This is a genomic window from Saccharothrix tamanrassetensis (genome assembly GCF_014203665.1).
Classification (GTDB): Bacteria; Actinomycetota; Actinomycetes; order Mycobacteriales; family Pseudonocardiaceae; genus Actinosynnema; species Actinosynnema tamanrassetense.
The window spans coordinates 90,745-104,286 of record NZ_JACHJN010000003.1; the positions used below are offsets into that span (position 1 = coordinate 90,745).

Consider the following 13,542-nt stretch of genomic DNA (forward strand, 5'->3'; position numbering starts at 1 on the left):
CCGTCAGGGCGACGAGGTCCGCTCCGGACCCGGCTCGGCCTTGCCCGCGTCCGTCGCGGACCTGCCCGCCTCCAGCGGGGTCTGTTCCGCGACGGGCGCGGACGTCCCGGCGGTCGGCGGGTCCGCGTCGGCGGTCTGTGGGGCCGCGTCTGCCGCCGGCGGGACCGTGTCTGCTGCCGATGGGATCACGTCGGCGACCAGGTCGTCGTCGGCCAACACGGCTTCGGCCTGGGCCACCGGGGACTCCGCCCTGGCCGGCGGGTCCTCCGGGGTCAGCCACAGCACGCCCGCCGGGGGGAGCTGCAACACCGCCGACGCCGGCCGCCCGTGCCAGGGCTTCTCCTCTGCCTCCACGCCGCCCAGGTTGCCCACCCCGGAACCGCCGTAGACCTCGGAGTCGGTGTTCACCACCTCGCGCCACCGCCCCGCCGAGGGCAGCCCCACCCGGTAGTCGTGGTGCGGCATCCCGGAGAAGTTGGCGACGCACGCCAGCACCGAGCCGTCCTCACCGGTGCGCAGGAAGCTGAGCACGTTGCCCGCCGAGTCGTTCGCGTCGATCCACGAGAACCCCTCGGGCTTCGCGTCGGCGCTGTAGAGCGCGGGCGAGGAGCGGTAGACCCTGTTCAGGTCGCCGACCAGCGACCGGATGCCCCCGTGGAACGGGGACTCCAGCAGGTGCCAGTCCAGCGAACGGGACTCCGACCACTCGCCCTGCTGGCCGAACTCGCCGCCCATGAACAGCAGCTGCTTGCCGGGGTGCGCCCACATGAACGCCAGCAGCGACCGCAGGCCGGCGGCCTTGTTCCAGTCGTCGCCGGGCATCCGCTGCCACAGCGAGCCCTTGCCGTGCACCACCTCGTCGTGCGACAGCGGCAGCACGAAGTTCTCGCTCCACGCGTACACCAGCGAGAAGGTGATCTCGTTGTGGTGGAACGACCGGTGCACGGGCTCGCGCGACAGGTAGTGCAGCGAGTCGTGCATCCAGCCCATGTTCCACTTGAACCCGAAACCCAGCCCGCCCAGGTGCGTCGGCCGCGTCACGCCCGGCCACGCGGTGGACTCCTCGGCCACCATCACCACGCCGGGGTGCCGCTTGTAGACGGTCGCGTTCAGCTCCTGCAGGAACCGCACGGCGTCCAGGTTCTCCCGGCCGCCGTACTGGTTGGGCAGCCACTGGCCCTCTTCGCGCGAGTAGTCCAGGTACAGCATGGAGGCCACCGCGTCGACCCGCAGGCCGTCGATGTGGAACTCCTCGATCCAGTACAGGGCGTTGGCGACCAGGAAGTTGCGCACCTCGTTGCGCCCGAGGTCGAACACCAGCGTGCCCCAGTCGGGTTGCTCGCCCCGGCGCGGGTCCGCGTGCTCGTACAGCGCGCTGCCGTCGAACCGGGCCAGTGCCCACGAGTCCTTCGGGAAGTGCGCGGGCACCCAGTCCATGATCACGCCGATGCCGTGGCCGTGCAGCACGTCCACGAAGTGCCGGAAGTCGTCCGGCGAGCCGAACCGGGACGTCGGCGCGTAGTACGACGTCACCTGGTAGCCCCACGAGCCGCCGAACGGGTGTTCGGCGACCGGCATCAGCTCAACGTGCGTGAACCCGGCGTCCACCACGTAGGCGCACAGCTCCTCGGCCAGCTCGCGGTAGCCCAGGCCCGGCCGCCACGACCCGAGGTGCACCTCGTAGACGCTCATCGGCGCGTTGACCCACTGGGTGGCGTCCCGCCTGGTCTCCCAGTCCGAGTCGCCCCACACGTAGGAGGAGGCGGTCACCACGGACGCCGTCGCGGGCGGGGTCTCGGTGGCGAACGCCATCGGGTCGGCCTTCTCGTGCCACCCGCCGTCCCGGCCCAGGATGCGGAACTTGTACCTGCTGCCCACCGGGACGCCGGGGATGAACACCTCCCAGACACCCGAGGAACCCAGGGAGCGCATCGGGTTCGCCCGGCCGTCCCAGCCGTCGAAGTCGCCGCACACCCGGACACCCCGCGCGGTCGGCGCCCACACCGCGAACGACACGCCGGTGATCGTGCCGGACACCGTCTCGTAGGAGCGGTAGTGCGCGCCGAGCACGTCCCACAGCCGTTCGTGCCGACCTTCACCGATCAGGTGCAGGTCCAGCTCGCCGACCGTGGGCAGCCACCGGTACGGGTCGTCCACCTCCACCGTCGAACCGGGGTAGGCGACCTCCAGCCGGTAGTCGCCGGGGTGCTCGGGCAGCTCGCCCTCGAACAGCCCGTCCGCCACCCGGTCCAGCTCGAACCGCTTGTCACCGGCCAGCACGGACACCGCGGACGCGCCCGGACGCAGCGCCCGCGCCACCACGTCGCCCGACGGCAGGTGGTGCACGCCGAGCACCGAGTGCGGGTCGTGGTGCGACCCGGAGAGCAACCGGTCGACGTCCTCGGTCATCGTGTTCCCTCTCCAGTGATCCGGGCGATCGACGACAGCGGCACCGTCAACCACTCCGGCCGGTTCGCGTACTCGTAGGCCACCTCGTACACCGCCTTGTCCAGCTCGAACGCCCGCAGCAGGTGCCCGCGCCCGCGCGGGTCGCCCACCGAGGACGCCGCCGCCTCCGCGTAGCCCTCGGTGAACGCCGCGCGGTTGCGCCGCGCCCACTCCAGCGCCCGCACCGCCAGCTGGTGGTCCTCCGGCTGGCCGACGAGCAGCTGGTGGGCCGCGTAGTCGAAGGATCGCAGCATCCCGGCCACATCGCGCAGCGGCGAGCGCAGCGCGGTGCGCTCCGCGATCGGCGCGCCCGGCTCGCCCTCGAAGTCGATCAGCAGCCAGCCGTGCACGGTGCGCAGCACCTGGCCCAGGTGCAGGTCGCCGTGGATGTGCTGGACGGCGATCTCGCCGGGCGTGTCACGGGCCTGCTCGAACGCCTCGCGCAGCGCGGGCACGTACGGCGCCAGCTCGGGCACCGACTCCACCACCGAGTCCAGCCGGGTCACCATGGCCCGCACCGTCCGGTCGATGTCCTCGTCGTCCGCGTACGCGCTGCCCAGCGCCCGTTGCAGGTCGGCGTGCACGGTGGCCACCGCCTGGCCCAGCCGCTGCGCCTCGCCCGCGAAGTCGCCGCCCACCTCGTCCGCGTGCAGGTCGCCCTCGGCCATCAGGTCGCGCACGCTGGTGGTGGCCATCGCCCAGCCGTCCACCGCGTCCGGCAGGAACTGCTGGAGCATCCCGACGGTGGTGGTCTGCCCGTCCAGCGAACCGGTGATCGAGCCCAGCGGCTGCGCGATGTGCTCGCAGCCCACCCGGTGCAGGGCGCGTTGCAGCACCAGGTCCGGGTTCTCGCCCAGGGTGAGCTTGCGGAACAGCTTGAGGATGTACTGGCTGCCGAACACCAGCGACGTGTTGCTCTGCTCGGAGGTGATCGGCCGGCCGCGCAGCCCGGTCTGCACCCGCACGTCCGGCTCGTGCTCGAACACCAGCCCGTCCACGGAGGCGTTCTCCGCGATCAGGTCCAGCAGCCGGCCCGCCAGCTCCGGGTCGGTCGTCGCGTCGTAGTTGTCCACCCGGTCGGTCACCAGCAGCTGGTACGGCTCCCGCCGGTCCGCCTGCGCCACCTCCACCACCAGGTGCACCAGCAGCGGGTCGGCGGCGCTCAGCACGCCGGTCCGGAGTGGACGGACGGCCGACACCGGCCGGTCCTTGCCGCCGAACCACCGCTGCGCGGGCAGCCACGCGGGCAGTTCGGCCAGCACCTTGTCCACCAGGTCGTGCGGTCCGGTCATCGCGTTCACCTCGCCTCGCCCTCGTCGTCGGCCTCCACCAGCTGGAACCAGTAGAAGCCGTGACCGGGCAGCGTCAACAGGTAGGACAGGTCGCCGATCGCGGGGAACCGGACCCCGCCGGTCAGCTCCACCGGGCGGCTGTCCCGGTGTTCGGACAGGTCCAGCTCCACCGGCTGCGGGAACCGGGACAGGTTGTTCACGCACAGCACGATGTCCTCGCGCCCGTCCGGCCGGCGCCACCGCCGGCGGTAGGCCAGCACGCTCGGGTTCGAGCCGCCCAGGTCGGTGAAGTCGCCCTCGGCCAGCGCGTGGTGCTGCTTGCGCACCTCGATCATCCGGCGCGTCCAGTTCAGCAGCGAAGACTGGTTGTTCAGCTGCGCCTCCACGTTCAGGGCCTGGTAGCCGTAGACCGGATCCATGATCACCGGCAGGTAGATGCGTCCCGGGTCGCAGGAGGAGAACCCCGCGTTGCGGTCCGGGGTCCACTGCATCGGCGTGCGGACGGCGTCCCGGTCGCCCAGCCAGATGTTGTCGCCCATGCCGATCTCGTCACCGTAGTAGAGAACGGGCGATCCGGGGAGGGACAGCAGCATGGCGGTGAAGAGCTCCTGCTGGTTGCGGTCGTTCTCCAGCAGTGGTGCCAGCCGCCGTCTGATGCCGATGTTCGCCTTCATCCGGGGATCTTTGGCGTACTCGGCGTACATGTAGTCGCGCTCTTCGTCGGTGACCATTTCGAGGGTCAGCTCGTCGTGGTTGCGCAGGAAGATGCCCCACTGCGCGCCCGACGGGATCTCCGGCGTCTGGGCCAGGATCTCCGAGATCGGGAACCGCGACTCGCGCCGCACCGCCATGAAGATGCGCGGCATCAACGGGAAGTGGAACGCCATGTGGCACTCGTCGCCGCCCACCTCGGGGTCGCCGAAGTACTCCACGACGTCGCTCGGCCACTGGTTGGCCTCGGCCAGCAGCACGCGGCCGGGGTACTCGTCGTCGACCACCTTGCGGCAGCGCTTGAGGAAGTCGTGCGTGCGGGGCAGGTTCTCGCAGTTGGTGCCCTCCTGCTCGAACAGGTACGGCACGGCGTCCAGCCGGAACCCGTCGATGCCGAGGTCCAGCCAGAACCGCAGGGTGTCCAGCATCGCCTCCTGCACGTCCGGGTTCTCGAAGTTGAGGTCCGGCTGGTGGGAGAAGAACCGGTGCCAGTAGAACTGGCCGCGCACCGGGTCGTAGGTCCAGTTCGACGTCTCGGTGTCGACGAAGATGATCCGCGCGTCCGGGTAGCGCTGGTCGTCGTCGCTCCACACGTAGTAGTTGCCGTACGGCCCGTCCGGCTCGGCGCGGGACTGCTGGAACCACGGGTGGGCGTCGCTCGTGTGGTTGAGCACCAGGTCGGTGATCACCCGGATGCCGCGCCGGTGCGCCTCGTCCAGCAGGTAGACGAAGTCCTCCACCGAGCCGAACTCCGGCAGCACCGCGCGGAAGTCGGAGATGTCGTACCCGCCGTCGCGCAGCGGCGAGGCGTAGAACGGCGGCAGCCACAGGCAGTCCACGCCGAGCCACTCCAGGTAGTCCAACCGGGACGCGAGGCCGCGCAGGTCCCCGGTGCCGTCGCCGTTGGAGTCGCTGAAGGCTCGCACCAGCACCTCGTAGAACACCGCGCCCTTGAACCAGCCGGGCTCGCGCGGCGCGAGCTTCGCCGACCGGAAGTCCTCGGCCTGCGGTTCGACCAGCAGGCCGTCCGCGCCGATGGCCTCGCCGGTGTGCGGCACGCCTTCCAGTCCGGTCAGCGCGGCGTCGGGTCGGGGGTCTTCTGCCATGTGCTCCACCTCGTCCCACCTCTTCGGGGGTACGTCCGGTCGTCCCTCGCGCTGCGGCGCGCGGGGACTGGGGGTGAGGGCTGATGCGGTTAGCCGCTGAACCTGCGCTGCACGCTGACGACGTGCGCCGACGCACGCCACGGCTCCAGGCGGACGTAGTTGGCCTGGCCCCAGTCCCAGGTCTCCCCGGTCACCTCGTCGTGCGCGATCAGCCGTTCGTGCCAGTCGAAGCCGAGCAGGGGCAGGTCGAGCCAGACCGTGCCGTCCTGGGCGTTGTGCGGGTCCAGGTTCACCACCACGACCACGGTGTCGCCGCTGCCCGGGTCCTGTTTGGAGTAGGCGATCAGCGCGGGGTTGTCGATGTGGTGGAAGCGCAGGGTGCGCATCTGCTGCAACGCGGGGTGCGCGCGGCGGATGGTGTTCAGCTTGCGCAGCCACGGCTCCAGCGAACGGCCTTCGGCGACGGCCTGCCCGAAGTCGCGGGGGCGCAGCTGGTACTTCTCCGAGTTGAGGTACTCCTCGCTGCCCTCGCGCACCGCCTGGTGCTCGTAGAGCTCGTAGCCGGCGTACACGCCCCAGGTCGGGGACATCGTGGCGGCCAGCGCGGCGCGCAGCGCGAACATGCCCGGACCGCCGTGCTGCAACGACTCGTGCAGGATGTCCGGCGTGTTCACGAACAGGTTCGGCCGGGCCTCGTCCCAGTGCTCGACCAGTTCGGCGCCGAACTCGGTCAGCTCCTCCTTGGTCGTCCGCCAGGTGAAGTACGTGTAGCTCTGGGTGAAGCCGAGCTTCGCCAGCCCGTAGAGCCGGGCGGGCCGGGTGAACGCCTCGGACAGGAACAGCACGTCCGGGTGCGAGTCCTTGACCGCCCAGATCAGCCACGCCCAGAAGTCCGGCGGCTTGGTGTGCGGGTTGTCCACCCGGAAGATCCGGACCCCGTGCTCCACCCAGTGCAGCACGACGCGCAGCACCTCGTTGTAGATGCCCTGCGGGTCGTTGTCGAAGTTGACCGGGTAGATGTCCTGGTACTTCTTCGGCGGGTTCTCGGCGTACGCGATCGAGCCGTCCGGGCGGGTGGTGAACCACTCCGGGTGCTTGAGCACCCACGGGTGGTCGGGCGCGCACTGGAGGGCCAGGTCGAGCGCCACCTCCAGGTCCAGCTCGCCGGCCCGCCGCACGAACGCGTCGAAGTCCTCGATGGTGCCCAGCTCGGGGTGGATCGCGTCGTGCCCGCCCTCGTCCGCGCCGATCGCCCAGGTCGAGCCGGGGTCGTCCTCGGTGGCGATCAGGGTGTTGTTCGGGCCCTTGCGGTTCACCCGGCCGATGGGGTGGATCGGCGGCAGGTAGGCGACGTCGAAGCCCATCGCCGCGATCCGGTCCAGCTCCTTGGTCGCGGTGGCGAACGTGCCGTGCACCGGGACGCCGGACTCGTCCAGCCCGCCGGTGGAGCGCGGGAAGAACTCGTACCAGGAACCGAACGCGGCGCGCTTGCGGTCCACCCAGATCTTCTGCGGCTTGCCCTTGGTGATCAGCTCGCGCACCGGGTGGTCGTGCATGACCTGCCGCACGTCCTGCGCGAGCGCGGGCGCGACCCGCTCCGCCAGCGGCCGGTCCTCGTCCCGCAGCGCTCGCGCGGCGTTGACCAGCAGCGGCTTCTCCTTGCGGCGGTCCGGCCGGCGGGAGACCCGGTCCAGCAGCCGGGCGCCGGCCTCCAGGTCGTTGTGCAGCTCGTCGGCGCCCTGCCCGGCGGCGATCTTGACCTCCACGGCGTGCAGCCAGGTGGCCCACGGGTCCGACCAGGCGTCGACGCGGAAGGTCCACGCGCCCTCGCCGTCCAGCACGATGGTCGCCGCCCACCGGTCCAGCCCGATGCCCTGCGGGACCATGCGGGTGTGTCTCGCGACCCGGTCGCCCGGCCCCCGCCACGCGACGGTGGCCGCGACGGCGTCGTGGCCCTCGCGCCACACCGTCGCCTCGACGGGCACGTGCTCGCCGACCACCGCTTTGGCCGGATAGCGGCCGCAGCTCACGGTCGGCGAGACGTCGTCGATACCGAGTCGTCCGCTCATCGGCAGCGCCCCTCTCGCCTGGTGTGACGCTTGCGCGTTCAAGTTTGCCCGCTTCGATCGCGCACGTCGTCACCGGGGACTCCGTACCCGCTGTTCCTACCCCGTCTGGTTGGATCGCACACTTGGCGATGATCAGATTCTCGCCATGGAAGACGCTCGTTCCATGGCGCGAAGGTGTCATCACACGAACGGGCGAGTGAATGTGACGCGCCACTGCACTCGGCTTCGCGACGTGCCGGCGAACCCGGAGTCCGACAGCGGCCCTGATCACGCCCGTCGTCTCCGCCGCACCGTTCGTGCGGGAGACCTGCGGGAAGCGCCGACGTGACCGCGTTGTCGATCGGGTGGATTTCATCCCGCGCCGACGGGTTGCCGGTTGCACCCTCCACTACCGCGCGTGCACGCGGACGAGCCGGGGATGGATCGCCCTCAAGGGCCCTCGGCGTGGTCTGTTTCCACACGCCCGAGTGCCAGGGCGTCGGCGGCCTGGCCGCGTCCAGGACGGCGGCAGCGCGGTACCCGCGCGTGGCGGTCGGCAAAGCGCTCCTTTAACGCCGTGCCGCGGGCCGGGAGGCCGCCGACAGGACCATCGCCCTGACGGCCGAAAGGCGCAACCGTCGAGCCCGCATCGGTGCGTTGCGGTAACGATCGCCGACTGTGTACGAAAGAACACGCATGGGACATCCGCCCTGGCAGGACTGGATCGGTCCCTGCATCGGTTCGGGTGACCGTTGCTCGACACCGCTGGATGGGGGATAGGGTCCGACGCCATGCGAGCACTTCGCCGGTTCACCGTTCGAGCCAGCCTGCCCGAGCCGCTGTCCGCACTGGGCACGCTCGCCACGAACCTGCGCTGGACGTGGCACCAGCCGACCCAGGACCTGTTCGCCTCGGTCGACCCCGCCCGGTGGGCGGACAGCGGCGACCCGCTGCGCCTGCTCTCCACGGTCGACCCGGAGCGGCTGGACGCCCTCGCCCGGGACGAGCAGTTCCTCGCGCACACGCGTGCCCTCGCGGACGACCTCACCCGCTACACCACCGGGCCGCGCTGGTTCCAGCGCCGGCAGGACGAGGTGCAGCAGCGGCGTGAGCACGGCAACTACGACCTGAGCCCGCTGCCGAGCGCCATCGCCTACTTCTCCATGGAGTTCGGCGTCACCGAGGCCCTGCCCAACTACTCCGGCGGGCTCGGCGTGCTCGCCGGCGACCACCTGAAGGCGGCCTCCGACCTGGGCGTCCCGCTGATCGCGGTCGGCCTGCTGTACCGGTCGGGCTACTTCCGCCAGGCCCTGTCGCTGGACGGCTGGCAGATCGAGCACTACCCCGTGCTGGACCCGCGCGGGCTGCCGCTGGAGCTGCTCACCGAGCCCTCCGGCGCCCCGATCCTGGTGCACGTGGCCATGCCGGGCGACCGGGTGCTGCGCGCGAAGATCTGGAAGGCGCAGGTCGGCCGCATCCCGCTGCTCCTGCTCGACTCCGACGTGGAGGAGAACGACGAGGACCTGCGCGGCGTCACCGACCGGCTCTACGGCGGCGACCAGGACCACCGCATCCGGCAGGAGATCCTGGCGGGCATCGGCGGGGTGCGGGCCGTGCGCACGTTCTGCGAGCTCACCGGTCACCCGAGCCCCGAGGTGTTCCACACCAACGAGGGACACGCGGGCTTCCTCGGCCTCGAACGCATCCGCGAACTGGTGACCGGCGAAGGCCTGGACTTCGACCAGGCGCTGGCCGCGGTCCGCGCGGGCACCGTGTTCACCACGCACACCCCCGTCCCGGCGGGCATCGACCGGTTCCCGGTCGACCTCGTGCAGCACTACTTCGGCTCCGAGACGCTGATCCCCGGCGTGAGCACGCAGCGGGTCCTGGCGCTCGGCGCGGAGGAGAACCCCGGCCTGTTCAACATGGCCCACATGGGCCTGCGGCTCGCCCAGCGCGCGAACGGCGTGTCCAAGCTGCACGGCAAGGTCAGCCGGGACATGTTCCGCGGCCTGTGGCCGGGCTTCGACGTCACCGAGGTGCCGATCGGCTCGGTCACCAACGGCGTGCACGGCCCGACCTGGGCGGCCACCGAGATGAGCAGGCTGCTCGGCGAGTCCGACGACAGCGGCGTCGGCCTGCGCGGGTTCGAGCCGGTCACCGACCAGCGGCTCTGGGAGCTGCGCAACGACCTGCGGGGCAAGCTCGTCGACGAGGTGCGCAGGCGGACCCGGCTGTCCTGGCTCCAGCGCGGCGCGTCGGCCCTCGAACTGGGCTGGACCGACTCGGTGTTCGACCCGGACGTGCTGACCGTCGGCTTCGCCCGCCGGGTGCCCACCTACAAGCGGCTCACCCTGATGCTGCGCGACCCGGAACGCCTGCGGGCGATGCTGCTGCACCCGGAGCGCCCGGTGCAGCTGGTCGTCGCGGGCAAGTCGCACCCGGCGGACGACGGCGGCAAGGCGCTGATCCAGCAGATCGTGCGGTTCGCGGACGACGCGGGCGTGCGGCACCGGATCGTGTTCCTGCCCGACTACGACATGTCGATGGCCCGCTACCTGTACTGGGGCTGCGACGTCTGGCTGAACAACCCGATGCGCCCGCTGGAGGCCTGCGGCACGTCCGGCATGAAGTCGGCGCTCAACGGCGGCCTGAACCTGTCCATCCGGGACGGCTGGTGGGACGAGCTGTACGACGGCAGCAACGGCTGGGCGATCCCCACCGCCGACGGCGTCACCGACCCGACCCGCCGGGACGACCTGGAGGCCGCCGCCCTCTACGACCTGCTGGGCAGCCAGGTCGCGCCGCTGTTCTACGACCGCGCCGAGCACGGTGTGCCGACCCGCTGGCTGGCCATGGTCCGGCACACGCTGGCGTCGCTCGGCCCGGCCGTGCAGGCGTCGCGGATGGTGCGCGAGTACGTCGAGAGCCTGTACGCCCCGGCCGCGTCCTCGGCCGCCTCGGTGGTCGGTGAGGGCTTCCGGGGCGCGAAGGAACTCGCCGCGTACCGGCACCGGTTGCGCGCGGCGTGGACGCGGGTGCGCGTGCTGGACTCGGACCTGACGCTCAACGGCTCGACGGCGCCGCTGCTGGGCACGCCGGTGGCGGTGCGCGCGCGGATCGAGCTGGCCGGGCTGGAGCCGTCCGAAGTGGACGTCCAGGTGGTGCTGGGCAAGGTCGGCGACTCGGACGAGCTGTACGACGTGGTCACGCACACCATGCAGTACTCCGGGAACGGCAACTACGACATCGAGGTGCCCCTGCCGCACGCCGGGGCCGTCGGCTACACGGTGCGCGTGCTGCCGCGGCACGACCTGCTGGCGTCACCGGCCGAGCTGGGGCGGGTCGTCCTCGCGGGCTGACCCACCCGGACGGTTGGGCCCGGACGGTTGGGCCCGGACGGATGGCCATCGGTGTGACCGGCGGCCAGCCGGGCCGTGGTCGGGTGGGCGGTCGCTGAGCGCGTCCGTCCGGTGACCCGGGCGCCGTCGGAGGGCGTGCGCCGGTGGGCCGTCAGCGGATGTCGAGCCGGGCGGTCGTCTCGGCCACGCGGGGCATCCAGCCGGCCAACTCGTGGGCTTCGACCAGGGTCCGCCGCGCCGCCGCGTTGTCGCCGGACGCCATCTGGGCACGGGCGATGGTGGCCAGCGCGTCGGCCCGGTCCAAGGCGCTCTCGCTGGTCCGCTTGGCCTGCGTCGCCAGCTCGATGGCCAGCCCGGTGTCGTCCTCCAGCAGGGCGAGCTGGGCCAGCGTCCCGGTGCAGCGGTACTTCGGGTAACCGAGCTGCAACGCCCCTTCCGAAGCGCGCCGGGCCGCCCCCATGCCCACTTCGAGCGGCAACTGGCCGGCCTCCATCGCGTTGGCCGTGGAACTGGCCATCTCGGCCATCACGAACGCCATGTCCCGCTGGTCCAGGTCGGTCCGCCCCACCAGCTTGCTGACCGTGTGCAGCGCCTCGGCGTACCGGGTCCGCATGGTCAGCACGGCGATCTTCGACCCGATCGCCACCAGCAGGTCGGGGTGCGCCGCGACCAGCCGCGAGGCGATCTCTTCGGCCCGGTCGACGTCGCCGGTGGACAGCGCGTCGGACACCTCGTTGACCATCGGCGTGGCTTCCATCTCGTCCACCACCCGCCCGGTCAGCCGGGGCAGCCGGAACAGGAACCAGCCGGGCGTGGTCACGCCGGCCCCGCGGCGCGGTACCAGCCCGTTGACCAGCACCGCCGTCCCGGCGACCGCGAGCCCCCGGCCGAACGGCGACCCGGCGGCGAACGCCCAGCACAGACCGACCACCACGCCGGTCAGCAGCACGGAGACCAGCGAGGTCAGCCACAACCGCCGGCGGACCGGCGCGCGCACCGACGTGAGCCCGACGGACATGATCAGCGGCACGTTGCGCAACACCACCCGCCGGTGCGGCCGGTTCCAGGTGCGCACCTCGCCACCGACCCCGATGACGACCGACGACACGCGCACGCGCCACATCGCCGCGCCGACGAGCAGTCCGACCTGCAACAACGCCATGGTGGCCAACAGCCCGCAGACGGCACCGGCCAGACTGGCCGGCCAGGCCCCCGGCTGCCAGACCACCAGGACGAGGACGACCAGCGCCGTCAGCACCTTCCACACAAACCTGGAGACGCTACCGCCGAGCCGCCGGTTCCCGGGCCGACCACCGCGATCCCGCCAGGTCGACAACCCGGAGCCCGCCCGCCTGGCCGCCCGCCCGCCTGGCCGCACGCCCGACCGACCGCACGCCCGACCGACCGCTCAACCGCCTGACCGCCCGACCCCCTGGCTGCCGGCCGGGGCGGGCACCGGGGGGTCGGGCTCGGTCGGGCACTGCGCCGACGCCCCTACGTGACCGCCGGCGTGGCCCCGGCCCGCACCGGCAGCCCGGCCGCCGCGTAACCCCGGAACCCGCCCACCAGGTCGGTGGCGTTCGGCAACCCGACCCGCTGGAGGTCGCGGGCGGCCAGGCTCGACGCGTACCCCTCGTTGCACAGCACGACCACGGTGGTGTCGACGTCGAACCCCGGGATCCGGTGCTCCCCGTGCGGGTCCAGCCGCCACTCCAGCACGATCCGCTCGACCGGGACGGAGCCGGGGACCTCCCCTTCCGCGAGCCGGTCGTGATGCGGCCGGATGTCGACCACCAGTGCGTCGGGCAGTCCGGCCAGCTCCTCCGGGGTGACCCGGCGGAGGTCCCGGCGGGCCTGTTCGAGAAACGCTTCGGCACTCACGGCCCCTCCAGATCGGCGAGCACCCGCAACTGCTCCAACGGCAGCCGCCGGGCGGGCAACGGTGAGATCTCGTGCGGGATGTCGGTCAGGCTCGGGTACTCCCGGGTGGGCACCAGCGGCGGCGAGTAGGCGTGCACGCTGGCCGCCCCGACCGTCCCCTTGTTGAGCACCTGGTGCGCCCGCCCGGCCCCGAACCCGACCGCCGCCCCGACGCCGCGGGCGACGGTCTTGACCGGGCCGCCGGGGTACCGGTAGTCCTCGGCCAGCTCCCCGGTCAACACGGTGAACGACCCGGCCGCACCACCGTGGTCGTGCGGTTCGGTGCCCTGGCCGGGCAACCACGACAGCAACCACAGCTCGACGCCCTCGGTGAGCCCGAGCCGGGCCCACCACCGCTGTTCGGCGTCGAACTCCAGGATGGACAGCAGGGGGGTGGTCAGCTCACTGGCGACGAACGACGTCAGCTCGCGGAGCTCCCGAGGCGTCCACAGCTCGCGGGACGGGTGGAGGAGGTCCCGCAACAGCGGGAGGTCCAGGGCGGGGTGTACGTCGGCGTGCGCGAGAACGGAGGTCAAAGCTGCTCCTGATGGCTACGAAGAGGTACGGGGTAGCGATCAAGACGCGACGGGGAGCTGAATCACCGCGGACGGACAGTCGCGGTCACACCCAGCCGCCACGTCGCGTCCGGCTACAC

General features: G+C 71.7%; 8 protein-coding genes. 1 reads left to right on the forward strand and 7 read right to left on the reverse strand.

The genetic code is table 11. The annotated features are described in order from the left end of the window. Positions 1-3 precede the first annotated feature (3 nt). The 4 genes from glgB to FHS29_RS09550 form a co-directional block, all read right to left on the reverse strand. Positions 4-2,409, reverse strand: coding sequence for a 1,4-alpha-glucan branching protein GlgB (gene glgB, locus FHS29_RS09535; protein ID WP_246440156.1), 2,406 nt, complete (start codon positions 2,407-2,409; stop codon positions 4-6). After that, positions 2,406-3,740: a maltokinase N-terminal cap-like domain-containing protein gene (locus tag FHS29_RS09540; RefSeq protein WP_184690209.1), complete on the reverse strand. Its 1,335-nt coding sequence runs from the start codon at positions 3,738-3,740 to the stop codon at positions 2,406-2,408. Before FHS29_RS09540 ends, glgB begins: the two co-directional genes overlap by 4 nt. Positions 3,741-3,745: 5 nt before the next feature. Beyond that, positions 3,746-5,557, reverse strand: a complete 1,812-nt coding sequence (gene treS / locus FHS29_RS09545) for a maltose alpha-D-glucosyltransferase (RefSeq protein ID WP_184690210.1) — start codon at positions 5,555-5,557, stop codon at positions 3,746-3,748. A gap of 89 nt (positions 5,558-5,646) precedes the next feature. Further along, positions 5,647-7,626 (reverse strand): alpha-1,4-glucan--maltose-1-phosphate maltosyltransferase, encoded by a 1,980-nt coding sequence (locus FHS29_RS09550; protein WP_184690211.1) that lies wholly within the window; start codon positions 7,624-7,626, stop codon positions 5,647-5,649. A 770-nt stretch (positions 7,627-8,396) separates the two neighbouring features. On the opposite strand from FHS29_RS09550, the gene glgP reads away from it, so the two are divergent. Continuing rightward, positions 8,397-10,967: an alpha-glucan family phosphorylase gene (gene glgP / locus FHS29_RS09555; RefSeq protein WP_184690212.1), complete on the forward strand. Its 2,571-nt coding sequence runs from the start codon at positions 8,397-8,399 to the stop codon at positions 10,965-10,967. A 151-nt stretch (positions 10,968-11,118) separates the two neighbouring features. On the opposite strand, the gene FHS29_RS09560 is transcribed toward glgP, so the two are convergent. The 3 genes from FHS29_RS09560 to FHS29_RS09570 form a co-directional block, all read right to left on the reverse strand. Continuing rightward, a complete protein-coding gene (locus FHS29_RS09560; protein WP_184690213.1) occupies positions 11,119-12,234 on the reverse strand; it encodes a tetratricopeptide repeat protein in 1,116 nt (371 codons plus the stop codon). A 227-nt stretch (positions 12,235-12,461) separates the two neighbouring features. Further along, the gene (locus FHS29_RS09565; RefSeq protein WP_184690214.1) at positions 12,462-12,848 is read right to left on the reverse strand and encodes a rhodanese-like domain-containing protein; all 387 of its coding nucleotides are present in this window, start codon (positions 12,846-12,848) and stop codon (positions 12,462-12,464) included. Beyond that, a complete protein-coding gene (locus FHS29_RS09570; RefSeq protein ID WP_184690215.1) occupies positions 12,845-13,423 on the reverse strand; it encodes a cysteine dioxygenase in 579 nt (192 codons plus the stop codon). Before FHS29_RS09570 ends, FHS29_RS09565 begins: the two co-directional genes overlap by 4 nt. Positions 13,424-13,542 lie beyond the last annotated feature (119 nt).